This is a genomic window from Streptomyces sp. NPDC059037 (assembly GCF_042740015.1).
Lineage (GTDB): Bacteria > Actinomycetota > Actinomycetes > Streptomycetales > Streptomycetaceae > Streptomyces.
Genome location: NZ_JBHYIG010000049.1, coordinates 25165 through 39422, shown reverse-complemented (window position 1 = coordinate 39422; position 14258 = coordinate 25165). Strand labels below are relative to the sequence as shown.

Here is a 14258-nt window from a genome sequence, read left to right as displayed (position 1 = left end):
GACGACCTGGTGCTGTGCGTGCACAACTTCTCCCGCTTCGCCCAGCCCACCGAGCTGGATCTGCAGTCCTTCAACGGCCGCCACCCGGTCGAGCTCATCGGCGGGGTGCGCTTCCCGGCCATCGGCGAACTGCCCTACCTGCTGACACTGGCAGGCCACGGCTTCTACTGGTTCCGGCTGCGCAAGGACCCGGCGTAGGCTCCACCTCTGCGACACCTGCGCGGGGCGGTTTCCACCGCCCCGCCCTGGGCACTCTCCCCGCACGACCGGCACTCCCGCACGACCGGCACCCACGCACTCTCCCTTGTCCGCACCGCGGAAAGGACGCGACGCCATGTCGGAAGCCGTCACCCGCCCGGGCATCACCACGGACGCGCTGCTCGCCTCGCTCGATCCGCTCCTGCGCGGCTGGCTGCCGAGGCAGCGCTGGTTCGCGGGCAAGGGCCGTCCGATCTCCGGCTTCCACCTGGTCACGGCGACCGAACTGCTGCCGCCCACCGCCCGGTCGGGCCTGCTGCACCTCCTGGTGCGGGTGGACCAGCCGCGGATCCCTGGGCAGGGCGGGGCCGCCGCCGCACAGCCCGCCGACTGCTATCAGCTGCTGCTCGGTGTGCGGCGCGAGCTGCCGCCGCGGCTCGCGCCCGCGCTGATCGGCCATGCGACGGCGGGGCCGCTCGCCGGGTTCACCGTCTATGAGGCGCTGCAGGACCCGCGTATGGCCGAGTTCCTGATGGAGGCCCTGCGGATGCGGGCGCGCGTCGGCAAGCTGCGCTTCGAGCGCGAGCCGCGCAAGGACATCGGCGAGGGTCTCGTGCCGCGTGTGCTCGCCGCCGAGCAGTCCAACTCCTCGCTGGTGTACGGCGACACGTACATCCTCAAGCTGTTCCGCCGCATCGTCCCCGGCCTCAATCCGGATCTGGAGCTGCCGCTGACGCTCGCCCGCGAGGGCTGCGCCCAGGTCCCCGCGCCGGCCGCCTGGTTCCTCGCGGATCTGCCGGACGACGTGAACGTGCTCGGCGTGCTGCAGCCCTATCTGAAGGGCACGACGGACGGCTGGGACCTCGCGCTGCGCGAGCTCGCCAAGGGTGAGGACTTCCGGGGCGAGGCGCGGGCGCTGGGCCGTGCGACCGCCGACGTACACCTGGCGCTGGCCCGCGCGCTGCCCACCGTCACGCTCGGCCGCGCCCAGGTGGAGCTGATCGCCGAGGGCATGGCGGAGCGCCTTGAGGCGGCGGCCGGGGCGGTGCCCGCGCTGCTTCCGTACGCGAAGGCCCTGCACACCGCCTTCGAGGCGCTCGCCGGTCTGGCCGCCGACGGAACCCTCTGGACGGCCCAACGCGTCCACGGCGACCTGCACTTGGGGCAGTTCCTGCGCTCGCCGTCCGGGGACTGGTCGCTGATCGACTTCGAGGGCGAGCCCTCGCGTCCGCTCGCCGAGCGCAGGCTGCCGCAGCCCGCGGTGCGCGACGTGGCGGGCATGCTGCGTTCCTTCGACTACGCGGCACGGTCGGCCGAGCCCTGGTCGCCCCCATGGGCGGGCGAGTGCCGGGCCGCGTACTGCACGGGATACGCCGAGGTGTCAGGGCGCGACCCGCGCACCGATCCGGTCGCCCTGCGCGCCTACGAGACGGACAAGGCTGTCTACGAAGTGCTCTACGAGGCCCGCCACCGCCCGGACTGGCTGCCCGTCCCGCTCGCCGCCGTCCACCGCCTCGCCATGAACGGCCCCGCAACGAACGGCCCCGCCACCGAAGCCCCATGACCGCCCTCGCCGAGGAGGCCTCCCCGTGACCCCCCGCCCCCAGCCGCGCAAACCGTCCGACGAGGCCACCGAGAAGAGCAGGCGCAAGGCGGGGCAGCAGGCTCCGCGGAAGAAGGCGAAGCGCCCCGCGTCACCCGTCCCCGAGGCCGACCGCGAGCGCCTCCTGAGCGGCACGCACCACGATCCGCACGCCGTGCTCGGCGCCCACACGGTGCGCGACGGCATAGCGTTCCGCGCGCTGCGGCCGTACGCGCTGTCCGTCACGGTCGTGGCCAGGGACCTGCGGGCCGAACTGCACGACGACGGCCAGGGGTTCTTCTCCGGGGTGCTTCCGCTGCGGGAGATCCCCGACGACTACCGGCTGCACATCACGTACGCGGAAGCCGAGCTGGACATCCATGACGCGTACCGCTTCCTGCCCGCACTCGGCGAGCTCGATCTGCATCTGATCGGCGAGGGGCGGCACGAGCAGCTGTGGCAGGCGCTCGGGGCGCGCCCGATGGTGCACGAGGGGGCGACCGGGACCCGCTTCACGGTGTGGGCGCCCAACGCCCGTGGCGTGCGCGTGGTGGGGAACTTCAACTTCTGGGACGGCACGGGCTTCGCGATGCGTTCGCTCGGCGGCAGCGGTGTGTGGGAGCTCTTCGTGCCGTCCGTCGGCGAGGGCGAGCTGTACAAGTACGAGATCACCCGGCCCGACGGCTCGAAGACGCTGCGCGCCGACCCTCTCGCGCGCCGCACGGAGGAGCCGCCGGCGAACTCTTCGATCGTGTACGAGTCGCACCACGAGTGGCACGACGACGAGTGGCTCGCGCGCCGCGCCGAACTGCCGGTGCACGAGGCGCCGTTCTCCGCGTACGAGGTGCATCTCGCGTCCTGGCGGCCGGGGCTGACGTATCGGCAGCTGGCCGAGCAACTGCCCGCGTACGTCGCCGATCTGGGGTTCACGCACGTCGAGCTGATGCCCGTCGCCGAGCATCCCTTCGGCGGGTCCTGGGGCTATCAGGTGACGGGGTTCTACGCGCCGACGGCCCGGCTCGGCACCCCCGACGACTTCAAGTACCTGGTCGACGCGCTGCACGGAGCGGGCATCGGGGTCCTGATGGACTGGGTGCCCGCGCATTTCCCGCGCGACGACTGGGCGCTGGCCGAGTTCGACGGGCGCACCCTGTACGAGCACGAGGACCCGGCCCGCGCCGCGCACCCCGACTGGGGGACGCTCGAATTCGACTTCGGCCGCAAGGAGGTGCGCAACTTCCTTGTCGCCAACGCCAGTTACTGGTGCGAGGAGTTCCACATCGACGGCCTGCGCGTCGACGCCGTCGCCTCGATGCTCTACCTGGACTACTCGCGCGAGGACGGCGAGTGGACCCCGAACGAGCACGGCGGCCGGGAGAATCTGGACGCGGTGGCCTTCCTCCAGGAGATGAACGCCACCGTCTACCGCCGCGCGCCCGGCGTCGTCACGATCGCGGAGGAGTCCACGGCCTGGGACGGCGTGACCCGTGCGACGCACCATCTGGGCCCCGGCGGCTTCGGCGGGCTCGGCTTCGGCCTGAAGTGGAACATGGGCTGGATGCACGACTCGCTCGGCTATGTGAGCCATGAGCCGGTGCACCGCAAGTACCACCACAACGAGATGACGTTCTCGATGGTGTACGCCTACAGCGAGAACTACGTCCTGCCGATCTCGCACGACGAAGTCGTGCACGGAAAAGGGTCGTTGGTGTCGAAGATGCCGGGCGACTGGTGGCAGCAGCGCGCCAACCACCGCGCGTACCTGGGCTTCATGTGGGCCCACCCGGGCAAGCAACTCCTCTTCATGGGGCAGGAGTTCGCGCAGGGCGCCGAGTGGGCGGAGAGCCATGGCCCGGACTGGTGGCTGCTCGACCCGGCGTACGGCGCGGAGGGCGACCACCGGGGCGTGCGCGACCTCGTACGCGACTTGAACACCGTCTACCGCCGTGAGCCGTCCCTGTGGCAGCGGGACACGGACCCCGGCGGCTTCGCCTGGGTCGAGGGCGACGCGGCGGAGGACAACGTCTTCGCCTTTCTGCGCTACGACAAGGACGGCTCGCCCCTCCTTGCCGTCTCGCACTTCTCGCCGGTCGTCCGGCACGAGTACCGGCTCGGCGTCCCCGACGAGATCGCCGCCTGGCGCGAGGTCCTCAACACGGACGCCGCGCCGTACGGCGGCGGCGACGTCACCAACCCCGACCCGGTGAAGCCGGAGCCGGTGGCGTCCCACAGCCGCCCCGCATCGCTGAGGCTGACACTGCCACCCCTCGCCACGGTGTGGCTGCGGCCGGTGTGACCCCACGACGGCCTACCGCGTCTCCAACACCCCCTCGATCCCCGCGGGAAGCCCCTCCGTGTGCAGGATGCCGAGCCGCTGCGTGGCCCGGGTCAGGGCGACGTACAGGTCACTCGTCCCATAGCGCGCGGGCTCGACGACGAGGACGGAGTCGAACTCCAGGCCCTTCGCCTGGCGCGGGTCGAGAAGGACGACTGGGCGGGTCAGGTCGGGCAACTCGCCGGCGGCCACGCCGGGCAATACGGCAGCGAGTTCGGCATGACGCTCGCGCGGGGCGATGACCGCGAGGCGGCCCTCGTCCCCGCTCCCGGCGGCGACCGCGTCCGCGAGGGCGGCGGGCAGGTCCTCGGCGGCGAGGGCCCAGGGGCGCACGCCCGTGGAGCGCACCGAGCTCGGCGGCCGGAAGTCCGGGTCACCGGCGGCCCGCGGCACCTCGGCCGCCACGTCCATGATCTCCACCGGGGTGCGGTAGTTGACCCCGAGCCGGGTGTACTCCCAGCGGTCGTCGACGTACGGCGTCAGGATCCGCTCCCACGAGCCGCAGCCGCCCGCCTCCGCCGTCTGCGCGGGGTCGCCGACCAGCGTCATCGAACGGGTCGGGCAGCGCCGCATGAGCAGCCGCCATGCCATCGCCGAGAGCTCCTGCGCCTCGTCGACGATGATGTGCCCGAAGGCCCAGGTGCGGTCGGCGGCCGCCCGCTCGGCGGCGCTGCGGTGGTCGGCCTCCTCCTGGCGCTCGGCCATCCGCTCGGCGTCGATGATGTCGTGCGCGAGCAGGACCTCGGACGCGTCGGCGTCGATGTCCTCCTTGTCCTCGAATTCGTACGTACGTGATGCGTACGAGACGTCCAGCACGCCCTGCGCGTAAGCGATCTGCTTGGCCCGCTCGGCCTCCGCCATCGCCCGCGCCGCGCTGTCGTCGCTGCCGAGCAGCTCGGCGGCCTCGTCGAGCAGCGGGACGTCGGCGGCCGTCCAGGCGGCGGCGCGCGGACGCCGGACAAGGCGTGCGTCGTCCTCCGAAAGGTGCGGCGTGGGCTCCTCCAGGAAGTCGGCGAGGAAGCCCTGCGGGGTGAGCGTCGGCCACAACTCCTCGATGGCGGCGTGCACTTCGGGGCTCGCGGCGATCGCCTTGCCGAGCTGGGCGATGTCGTCGGGGCCCAGGAAGTTGGGGCCGCCGTAGGGATCGGCGCCGATGCGTTCGGCGAGCTGGGCGGTGAGGGAGTCGATGACGTGGAAGGCGAAGTGCGGGCGGCCGAGGTTGTGCGGCACGTCCGCGTCGCGCGCCGCGTCCCGCGCCTCCTGGGCGATCGTCCAGTCCAGGATCAGATCGCCGTCGTCGTGCCGGATGATCAACGGGGCGCCGGGCTCGGGGAGTTGCTGCCGGTCGCGCAGCGCGGCGGCGAGCACGTCCGCCATCTCCGCCCGGCCCTTCACCTCGGCGGCCTCGGGTCCCTCGACGCCGGTGGCGGTCACGCCGGGGAACAGCTCGCCGACCGTGGAGAGGAGCACGCCCGTCTCGCCGAGCGCGGGAAGCACCTCGCTGATGTAGCCGAGGAAGGCCGGGTTCGGGCCGACGATCAGGACCGCGCGCTTGGCGAGCAGCTCACGGTGCGCGTAAAGCAGGAACGCCGCGCGGTGCAGCGCCACGACCGTCTTGCCGGTGCCGGGGCCGCCCTCGACGACGAGGACGCCGCGGTGCGGGGCACGGATGATGCGGTCCTGCTCGGCCTGGATGGTCTGCACGATGTCGTGCATGCGGCCGGTGCGTGCCGAGTCGAGCGCGGCGAGCAGCACCTCGTCGGCGTCCGCGCCCTCGTACCCGGTACGGGTGGTGTCACTGAGATCGAGGATCTCGTCGTGCAGGGCCGTGACCTCGCGGCCCTCGGTGGTGATGTGCCGGCGCCTGCGCAGACCCATCGGCACATGGCCGGTCGCGAGATAGAAGGGGCGTGCGACATCGGCACGCCAGTCGATCACGAGCGGGGTGCGTTCGGTGTCGGACGCGCGGATTCCGATGCGCCCGATGTGGTGATCACGGCCGTCGCGGAATTCAAGCCGTCCGAAGCAAAGGCCGTTCTCCCCCGAGTTGAACGCGGCCAGCAGACCGGACTGCTCGGCCACCATGACATCGCGCTCAAGGCGCGCCTGCAGACCGTTGCCCACCTGCGACAACGACGCCTGCACGGCGGACTCGGCCTCCTCGCGCAGCGCGTCGAGACGCGCATACAGCCCGGAGACGAATTGCTGCTCTTCCCGCAATTCCTCGGTTGACAATTCAGCCCCTCGCCAGTTACAGTGCTCTTATACAGGTTCTCGTGATGCCGTTATGCCCAATTGGGCAGGGCTTCGCGAAAGAATCCAATATACGCAGAGAAATACCCCGGACGTCAATTCGTCCGGGGTATTTCTTTGTCCGCTCCCAGCTGCGTGCGCCGGGGCCTGTGTGCGCCGGGGTCAGAGCACCTCGGCCTCGGCCAGCTCGGCCAGGAGCCTGCGCTTGGGCCGCGCGCCGACCATCTGCTTCACCGGCTCACCGCCCCGGAACACCAGCAGGGACGGCACCGAAAGCACGTTGTACGCGATCGCCGTCCGCGGATTGTGGTCCACGTCCAGCTGCACGACCTTCAGCCGGTCCGCCTCCTCGCGCGAGATCTCACCGAGCACCGGACCGAGCTGCCGGCACGGCCCGCACCACTCCGCGCCGAACTCCACGAGCACCGGCACCTCCGACTTCAGGACCTCCCCCTCGAAGTCCGCGTCCGTCACCTGGTCCACACCCGCCACCTTGAAATTGGACATGCTCCCCGCTCCCTATTCCGTCCGCTTCATCCCGACACTTCGCAACGGGGCTCCGGACCCCCCGGAACCGCCGCCTCGGCCCGCACGAGCTGCGCGCCGACCTGTTCCCGCACCGCAGTCAACTCGGCGATCAGCGCGTCGAGTTCACCGAGCTTGCGGCGGTACACATCGAGCGAGGCGGGACAGGAGTCACCCGCCGGATGACCGGACCGCAGACACTCCACGAAGGGCCGCGTCTCCTCCAGATCGAACCCGAAGTCCTGCAGGGTCCTGATCTGCTCCAGGAGACGTACGTCGTCCTCGTCGTAGGTGCGGTAGCCATTGCCGCTGCGCCGTGCGGGCAGCAGTCCCCGTGACTCGTAGTACCGAAGCGTCCGCGTGGTGGTGCCCGCCCGCTCCGCAAGTTCGCCGATGCGCATGTCCACGACGGTAATCCTTGACGTGGGCGTCAAGGCCAGCGCGAGCTCCGGGAGACCTCAGCCGGCGGGCGGCGGCTGGTGCAGTCCGAAGACGGAGCCCTGGTCGTCCCTGCAGAGCCGGAACCGCCCGAAGGCCGCGTCCGACTCCTCGCTGTCCGCGCCGATGGGCGCCTCGACGGTGCCGCCCAGCTCGATGACCCGAGCAAGGGCGGTGTCCATGTCGTCGACCTTGAAGAAGAGATACGGCGAGGCCCCAGGATCGCCGCCGTGCATGCCGCCAGGGGCACCCGGAGTGTCGATCACATAGCCGTGCCCGGACGGCCCCGGCACGAAGGACCAGCCGAGCAGCTCGCCGTAGAAGGCCCGCCCGCGCTCCGGGTCCTCGACGCCGATCTCGAAGAAGCTGGGTTCACCGGCCATGGTGCGGCTCCTGCCCTGTGACTGCCGTCCTCTTCACCGTACGCCGCCGGGGCCGGGGCCCGCCTGTCGGTCAGCGGGCCTGCCTGTCGGTCAGCGGGCCTGCGCGGCGGCGGGGCGGATGGCCTCGATGACGGCCGTCCAGCCGTTCGCGCCGTGCCCCTTGCCGATGGCCACGTCCAGGGCGGCCTTGATGCCGCTCAGGGCGCGCACGTCCAGGCCCCGTTGCTCGGAGGCGTGGATGATGTGGTCGACATTGGCGGCCTCCGTGATCAGGGGGGCCTGCTCGCCCGGATAGTCGCCGGAGTCGACCTGCACTCCCGTCTCCTCGACGGCCGGCCGGAAGATCGGGAGCAGGTCACTGATGTAGGGGGCCAGTTCCGCGCCCTTGACCCCGTCCGCACCGGCCAGCGCGAAGGCGTGCACGAGCCCGTACATGCTGGTCCAGAAGAAGTCGAGCAGCGCGTTGTCGTAGACGGCGGCGAGTGCGTGATCGTCGCCGAGGTGGACGGTCTTGCCGCCGAGCGCCTTGAGCGTGCCCTCGTGCCGCTCGAACACGGACCTCGGACCACTGTGGAAGAGCAGCGCGGCGGCGGTGCCGATCATCGTCACCGGCACCATGATGGCGCCGTCCAGATAGTCGATCCCGTGCTCGGCGGCCCAGGCGGCGGCTTCCCGCGAACGATCCGGGGTGTCCGATGTGAGATTGACGAGGACGCGTCCGGAGAACTCCGCGGCGATCGGGCCGAGCACGGCCTGCGAGACCTCGTAGTCGTGGAGGCAGACCACCACCACGTCCGAGGCCCGGACCGCATCGGCGGCGGTGGCGGCCCTGGTCGCGCCCCGCGCGACCACATCGTCGCCCTTGCCGGGCGTGCGGTTCCAGACGGTGGTGGGATGCCCGGCCGCCAGGAAGGCGGCGGCAAGGGCCTGCCCCATGGCGCCGAGGCCGAGAACGGTCACGGAAGAAGAGGCGGAAGCGGAAGTGGCGGAACTTGAAGCGGAAGTGGGCGTGGAAGTGGAAGTGGAAGTGGAAGCCTGCCGGCTCTGGTTCGTCATGCCGACCATGCTTGACGGGCGCCCAACTCCCCACAAGTACCGACTAATTAGTCAGGTACTTACCAAAAGGTAAGCAAGAAGTTGAAGGCGCGCCGCCCATTGACGCCCCGCATGCCTGCAACTACAAAACCCTGAGAGCGCTCTCACCGTCACGCGCACTCCCCCCACGGAGGTGTTCCATGAGCACCAAACGCATCCATCGCACGAGCCGCGCCGCCCCCGTCCTCGCGGGCCTGGCCGCGGTAGGTCTGCTGGCCGCACTGATGACGCCCGGCACGGCACGCGGCGACGTACCGCCGCCCGGACCCGGCTGGTCGCTGGAGTGGAGCGACGACTTCAACGGCGGCGCGGGCGCCCCGCCGTCCGCCGACAACTGGCAGATCGATCTCGGCCACAACTACCCGGGAGGCCCGGCGAATTGGGGCACGGGCGAGATCCAGTCGTACACCGACTCCCCCGACAACCTCGCCCTCGACGGAAACGGCAACCTGCGGATCACCCCGCGCAAGGACGGCGCGGGCAACTGGACATCGGCCCGCATCGAGACCAGACGCGCCGACTTCAAGGCACCCGAGGGCGGCACGCTCGCCATCGAGGGCCACATCCAGATGCCGGACGTCACCGGCGAGAGCGCGCTCGGCTACTGGCCGGCCTTCTGGGCCCTCGGCGCGCCCTACCGGGGCAACTACCAGAACTGGCCGTCGATCGGCGAGTTCGACGTCATGGAGAACGTGAACGGCATCAACTCGGTCTGGGGCGTCCTGCACTGCGGGGTGAACCCCGGGGGCGACTGCAACGAGACCCAGGGCCTGGGCGCCAACCGCGCCTGCCCGGGGGCGAGTTGCCAGTCGGCGTACCACACGTACCGCTTCGAATGGGACCGCTCGACAAGCCCGAACCAGCTGCGCTGGTACGTGGACGGCGAGCAGTTCCACTCCCTGAGCCAGGACCGCTTCTCGGCCGCGACGTGGTCCGGCATGACGGACCACGCGGGGTACTTCATCCTGCTGAACGTGGCGATGGGCGGGGCGTTCCCCGACGGCGTCGCGGGGCGGGCGACACCGGTGGCGCAGACGGATCCGGGACACGCGATGGCGGTCGACTACGTCGCGGTGTGGACGCGCCCGTAGCCGACTCGCCGCCGCGCGCGGTCACTTGAGGTTCAGCGCGCCGATCGCCTGCTCGGCCATGCCCTTCTCACCGAGGGCGTTGGGGTGCACCGGCACGAAGTTGGTGCCGAAGAGCATCGGCTCCATCCACCGGGTCCCCAGCGGCGCACAGGCGTCGCGCCCCTCCGATGCGGCGGCCATGTCGACGTACGTGGCACCCGTCTCGGAGGCGGCGCGCTGCACGGCCTTGTTCAAGTGGGCCTGGAGTCCCCGCAGATAGGGCACGTCGCCCTCGGCCACCGGCATCTTGGCGAAGCAGCTCGGGTCCGCCTTGGCCGGCAGGATCCACGGGTAGCCGAGGATCGCGACGCGGGCCTGCGGCGCCTTGGCCTTGATGGCACTCAGGGAGGCCTTGACCGCCGGATAGGTGTTGGCGTCGATCTGCTTGATGAAGCTGTCCCCGTTGGCGTCCTTGCACGGGCTGCCCTTGCCGCCGGAGAGCACACCGGCGGTGCCGCAGGCGACGATCGCGTTGATGAAGGTGTTGTTGTCGTTGCCGCCGATGGTCAGCGTCACGAGGTCGGTGTCGGCGTCGACCGCGTTCAGCTGCGGGGAGACGCCGGGGTACTGCGACTCGGTGAAGTGCTTGGTCTGGGCTCCGCCGCAGGTCACGTCGGTGAGCCGGGCGCCGGTGCGCTTGGCGACGACGTTCGGGTAGTTGGCCGTGGACCGCGCGCACAGGAGCGGGGCGGAAAGGTCGAGCGGCAGCACGCCGGACGCGGCGCTGAAGCTGTCGCCGAGGGCGACGTAGTCGAGGGGCTCGGAAGCGGCGGCCTGCGCCGGGGCGGCGAGCCCCAGGGCGACGGTTCCGGTGAGGGCGGCTGCCAGGCGCAGCGCGAGGGCACGGCGGATCACCATCTGGAGTCTCCTTTGAATCCGATGGGGGGTCAGTCCCGGAGAGGAGCGAGCCACAGGCGCCAACGGCCCGGCCGTGGCGGGTGTTTCAGTAGTGCAACGCTGAAGTTACTGGCAGGTTTGAATAACGGTCAACAGTCCACGCACACGTCCACCTAGATGGCGGAAACCTCACCCAGCACTTGCCGCACCCGCCCGCAGAACTCCTCCACCGCCCCCGCGTCCGGCTCAACCCCCTGGCCGAACATCGCCATCTGCAGCTCGGGCCCGTACACATTCCCGTACCGATCGATGTCGGACGTACGAGCGGGCTGCACGACGAAGTGGATATGGCCGGGCACCCGCCCCTTGTGCGACCACAGGCACACGTACACCTGCTCGCACTCGGCACCGACCACCGTGCGCACGGCCGCGGTCACCCGCCCCAGCAACGGCCCGAGCTCGGCGGCCTCTTCGCCGCCGAGCTCGTGTACGCCGGTGAGGTGCCGCAGCGGTTTGACGATGAGGGTGCCGACGCCGAGGGGTCCCACGCAGTGCTCGACGGTCCAGTGCGCCGTGCGCAGCAGCGTGCCGCCGGGCAGGGATGTGGTGCCGTCGGCCAGGCGGCAGGCGACGCACGCCGCATCGTCATGACGATCCGTCACGACACGCCGTCACTTGTCCGCCTTGTACATCCGAAGCTCCCGGTTGACGAAGAGCTGGACGTGCCCGCACTGCCAGCAGATCAGGCCCGTGGCGGATTCATTGGCCCAGGCCAGGTTCATGAACTCCATCCCGGAACTGTTGAGCTTGACCTCCCGGTCCCGGAACAGATCCCCCTGGCAGACCAGACACCTGATCCACGTATCCCCTATGGCGGCACGCTTCGGCTTGGGCGCCATCGACTTTCCTCTCCCCGTGACAACGGCGCCGGTCGAGCACCGCTGCCATGGATCGTATCGATGCCCCACCAGCACGGAACGCCCTGTCAGCGACCGCCGTCCGGGGAAACGGACTCGCGGTCGTCAGCGGCCTCGGGCCGCTCCTCGTCGGCCGCCGCCCCGGAAGCGGCGACCACCCGTCCGCCCTTCCCGGCCCGCGGCAGCAGTACCGCCACCACGATCGTCCCGACCCCGAGGATCACCGCGCCGATCAGGCTCGTGTGCGCCACCGCGTCCGAGAACGCGGAGCCCACCGCGTCCCTCATCTGGCCAGCGCCCTGCGCGAGTTCCTGGGCCTGGGCCTTGAGCTGTGCCGCTTCCTGCGGGGTGGTCGCGTTCGCCGCGGTCTCCGCGACTTCCCTGGCCTGCGCGGCGATGCCCTGCGCCACGCCGTTGCCCGCGCCCACCGAGTCCTGCGCCGTCTCCAGGGCGGAGGCGGGGAGCTTGCTGCCCGCCGTACCGTCCGCAAGCTTCGACGAGTACGACCCCGCAAGCACCGACCCCAGGACCGCGATGCCCAGCGAACCGCCGAGTTCGAGGGAGGTGTCGTTGACCGCGCCGCCGACGCCGAGTTCCGACTCGGGGAACGCGCCCATGATGACGTCCGTGCAGGGCGACACGGCGAAGCCGAGCGAAAGGCCGAGGACGATCAGCGGCGCCACGAAGTCGCCGTAGCCGGACCCCGCGTCGATCTGCGTGAGCAGCGCGAGGGCCACCGTGCCGCCGACCATGCCCGCCACCACCATGATCCGGCCGCCGATGCGCGGCGCCAGGATCCCGGTGACCGCCGAGCCGACGAACACCGCGCCGGCCAGCGGCAGCATGCGGACGCCGGTCTCCAGCGGGTCGTACGCGAGGACGAACTGGAGGTGCTGGGTGAGGTAGTAGAAGGCACCGAACACCGCGAGGAAGAAGAGCGCCACGGCGAGGTTCGAGCCCGCGAAGCCGCGGTCGGCGAACTTGCGGACGTCCAGGACCGGCCGCGGGTGGCGCAGCTCCCACACGACGAACAGGACCAGGCCGATGCCGGCGACCACCGCCGCGCCGATCGCCCGCGCGCCCCACCCGAAGTGCGGGCCGTCGATGATCGTGAAGATGAGCGCGCCCACCCAGACCACCGAGAGGAGGCCGCCCACGTAGTCGATGCGGCCGTGCTGAGCGGCCTTCGAGGGCGGGACCAGGACGAACGCGCCGATGATCGCGAGCACCGCCACCGGGATGTTGATCAGGAACGTCGAGTGCCAGCCGTTGTCACGGAGCAGGGCGCCCGCGATCAGCGGGCCCGCCGCGATCGCGATGCCCGACGTGGCCGCCCAGATCGTGATCGCCTTGGCGCGCTCCTCGCGCGGGAAGGTCGCCGCGAGCAGCGAGAGCGTCGCGGGCATGATCAGCGCCGCGCCGACGCCCATGACCGCGCGGACCACGATGACCGCCGTCGCGCTGTCCACCAGCGCGCCCGCCCCGGCACCGGCGGACATGATCACTAGGCCGAGCACCAGCGCGCCCCGGCGGCTGTACTTGTCGCCGATCGCGCCGAGCAGCAGCATCAGGGCCGCGTACGGAACGGTGTACGCGTCGATGACCCACTGCAGGTCGGAGCTGGACAGGCCGAGGTCCATGGTCATGTCAGGTGCCGCCACCGTGAGCGCGGTGTTCGCCATGACGGCGATCAGCAGGCTCAGGCAGAGCACGCCGAGCGCCCACCAGCGGCGGGCGTACGGCCGGTCCGTCCTTTCGACCGGTTCCTTGATCAGCAATGCCATTGGATTCCACCCATCCCGTCTTGCACAGACCTATTGCACAATCCTGTGCAACTACACACTGCTGTGCAAGATACCCGACGTTGCACAGCAATGTGCAAGTGGGGGCGTGGGCCCGTTGCGGGAGTGGGCAGAATGGGGGCCATGAACCCCCGCCCCGCGAGCAGCCCGAGCAGCGCCAGAGCCGACGCCAATCGCCGCCGCATCCTCGACGTCGCCGTCACGGAGCTGCTGCGCGACCCCGACGCGTCCATGGACCAGATCGCGCGCGCCGCGGGCGTGGTGCGCCGGACGGTGTACGGGCACTTCCCCAGCCGCGACGCGCTGATCGACGCGATCGTGGAGCGGGCGGTGGAGGCGGTGGAGACCGCGCACGCCGCGGGCCGCGACGGCATCGACGACCCGGCGGAAGCGGTGGCCGGATCACTGCTCGCCGTGTGGGAAGTCGCCGACCGCTACCGCCTGTTGCTCTCGCTCTCGCATCGCAGCGTCACGATGGGCAGCATCCGCGAACGGCTCGGCTGCGTCCACGAGTCCGGCCTGGCGATCTTCCAACGCGGCCTGGACGACGGCACGTTCGTGACGCCGCTGCCGACGCGGGCGCTCGGCTACGTACTCGAAGGGATCCTGTTCGCCGTGATGGAGGCCGTCAACGACGGTGTCGTACCGGCACAGAAGGCGGGCAGGTCCACCGCCCAGACGGTTGTGTCCCCCGCGGGGCGGCCCCCCCCCCAAACCCCCCCCCAGGGGGGGGGGGTGGCCGCGCGCCCGGCGGCCCGGACCC

13 protein-coding genes and 1 pseudogene are annotated in these 14258 nt (G+C 70.9%); 5 read left to right on the top strand and 9 right to left on the bottom strand.

From position 1 onward, the window contains the following. The 3 genes from ACFWY6_RS13530 to glgB form a co-directional block, all read left to right on the top strand. On the top strand, nucleotides 1–198 hold a 198-nt coding region (locus tag ACFWY6_RS13530), incomplete at its 5' end, for an alpha-glucosidase C-terminal domain-containing protein (RefSeq protein ID WP_384688847.1). Nucleotides 199–334: 136 nt separating this feature from the next. Then, entirely contained in the window at nucleotides 335–1762 is a 1428-nt protein-coding gene (locus tag ACFWY6_RS13525; RefSeq protein WP_384688845.1) for a maltokinase, read from the top strand. Between the two features lie 25 nt (nucleotides 1763–1787). Next, nucleotides 1788–4076 (top strand): 1,4-alpha-glucan branching enzyme, encoded by a 2289-nt coding sequence (gene glgB, locus ACFWY6_RS13520; protein ID WP_384688843.1) that lies wholly within the window; start codon nucleotides 1788–1790, stop codon nucleotides 4074–4076. Between the two features lie 12 nt (nucleotides 4077–4088). Here the strand turns inward: glgB and ACFWY6_RS13515 are convergent, their stop codons facing one another. The 5 genes from ACFWY6_RS13515 to ACFWY6_RS13495 form a co-directional block, all read right to left on the bottom strand. Further along, nucleotides 4089–6350 carry a HelD family protein gene (locus ACFWY6_RS13515; protein ID WP_384688840.1) on the bottom strand — a complete coding sequence of 754 codons (2262 nt, stop codon included), beginning with the start codon at nucleotides 6348–6350 and terminating at the stop codon, nucleotides 4089–4091. 180 nt (nucleotides 6351–6530) lie between these two features. Further along, the gene (gene trxA, locus ACFWY6_RS13510; RefSeq protein WP_384688836.1) at nucleotides 6531–6875 is read right to left on the bottom strand and encodes a thioredoxin; all 345 of its coding nucleotides are present in this window, start codon (nucleotides 6873–6875) and stop codon (nucleotides 6531–6533) included. Nucleotides 6876–6901: 26 nt separating this feature from the next. Next, nucleotides 6902–7294 carry a MerR family transcriptional regulator gene (locus ACFWY6_RS13505; RefSeq protein WP_384688833.1) on the bottom strand — a complete coding sequence of 131 codons (393 nt, stop codon included), beginning with the start codon at nucleotides 7292–7294 and terminating at the stop codon, nucleotides 6902–6904. 57 nt (nucleotides 7295–7351) lie between these two features. Beyond that, nucleotides 7352–7714, bottom strand: a complete 363-nt coding sequence (locus tag ACFWY6_RS13500) for a VOC family protein (RefSeq protein WP_384688831.1) — start codon at nucleotides 7712–7714, stop codon at nucleotides 7352–7354. A 90-nt stretch (nucleotides 7715–7804) separates the two neighbouring features. Then, a complete protein-coding gene (locus ACFWY6_RS13495; protein WP_384688828.1) occupies nucleotides 7805–8770 on the bottom strand; it encodes an NAD(P)-dependent oxidoreductase in 966 nt (321 codons plus the stop codon). 179 nt (nucleotides 8771–8949) lie between these two features. Here ACFWY6_RS13495 and ACFWY6_RS13490 point away from each other — a divergent pair. Continuing rightward, nucleotides 8950–9894: pseudogene (locus ACFWY6_RS13490) on the top strand (glycoside hydrolase family 16 protein); the annotation flags it as partial. Between the two features lie 27 nt (nucleotides 9895–9921). Here the strand turns inward: ACFWY6_RS13490 and ACFWY6_RS13485 are convergent. From ACFWY6_RS13485 to ACFWY6_RS13470, 4 genes are all read right to left on the bottom strand, one after another. Continuing rightward, nucleotides 9922–10797 (bottom strand): SGNH/GDSL hydrolase family protein, encoded by an 876-nt coding sequence (locus ACFWY6_RS13485; RefSeq protein WP_384688825.1) that lies wholly within the window; start codon nucleotides 10795–10797, stop codon nucleotides 9922–9924. 152 nt (nucleotides 10798–10949) lie between these two features. Further along, entirely contained in the window at nucleotides 10950–11438 is a 489-nt protein-coding gene (locus ACFWY6_RS13480; RefSeq protein WP_384688822.1) for an HIT family protein, read from the bottom strand. 9 nt (nucleotides 11439–11447) lie between these two features. Continuing rightward, the gene (locus ACFWY6_RS13475) at nucleotides 11448–11675 is read right to left on the bottom strand and encodes a hypothetical protein (protein ID WP_384688819.1); all 228 of its coding nucleotides are present in this window, start codon (nucleotides 11673–11675) and stop codon (nucleotides 11448–11450) included. Between the two features lie 86 nt (nucleotides 11676–11761). After that, nucleotides 11762–13477 carry an MFS transporter gene (locus tag ACFWY6_RS13470; RefSeq protein WP_384688816.1) on the bottom strand — a complete coding sequence of 572 codons (1716 nt, stop codon included), beginning with the start codon at nucleotides 13475–13477 and terminating at the stop codon, nucleotides 11762–11764. Between the two features lie 141 nt (nucleotides 13478–13618). Between ACFWY6_RS13470 and ACFWY6_RS13465 the strand changes: the two genes are divergently transcribed. After that, nucleotides 13619–14258, top strand: a 640-nt coding sequence (locus ACFWY6_RS13465; protein WP_384688813.1) for a TetR/AcrR family transcriptional regulator, incomplete at its 3' end; no start/stop codon positions are given.

Bases quoted from the DNA above. Each gene is read 5' to 3' on its own strand.
- ACFWY6_RS13525 (WP_384688845.1), top strand. From the start codon at position 335: ATGTCGGAAGCCGTCACCCGCCCGGGCATCACCACGGACGCGCTGCTC.
- trxA (WP_384688836.1), bottom strand. From the start codon at position 6,875: ATGTCCAATTTCAAGGTGGCGGGTGTGGACCAGGTGACGGACGCGGAC.
- ACFWY6_RS13505 (WP_384688833.1), bottom strand. From the start codon at position 7,294: ATGCGCATCGGCGAACTTGCGGAGCGGGCGGGCACCACCACGCGGACG.
- ACFWY6_RS13500 (WP_384688831.1), bottom strand. From the start codon at position 7,714: ATGGCCGGTGAACCCAGCTTCTTCGAGATCGGCGTCGAGGACCCGGAG.
- ACFWY6_RS13495 (WP_384688828.1), bottom strand. From the start codon at position 8,770: ATGACGAACCAGAGCCGGCAGGCTTCCACTTCCACTTCCACTTCCACG.
- ACFWY6_RS13485 (WP_384688825.1), bottom strand. From the start codon at position 10,797: ATGGTGATCCGCCGTGCCCTCGCGCTGCGCCTGGCAGCCGCCCTCACC.
- ACFWY6_RS13475 (WP_384688819.1), bottom strand. From the start codon at position 11,675: ATGGCGCCCAAGCCGAAGCGTGCCGCCATAGGGGATACGTGGATCAGG.
- ACFWY6_RS13470 (WP_384688816.1), bottom strand. From the start codon at position 13,477: ATGGCATTGCTGATCAAGGAACCGGTCGAAAGGACGGACCGGCCGTAC.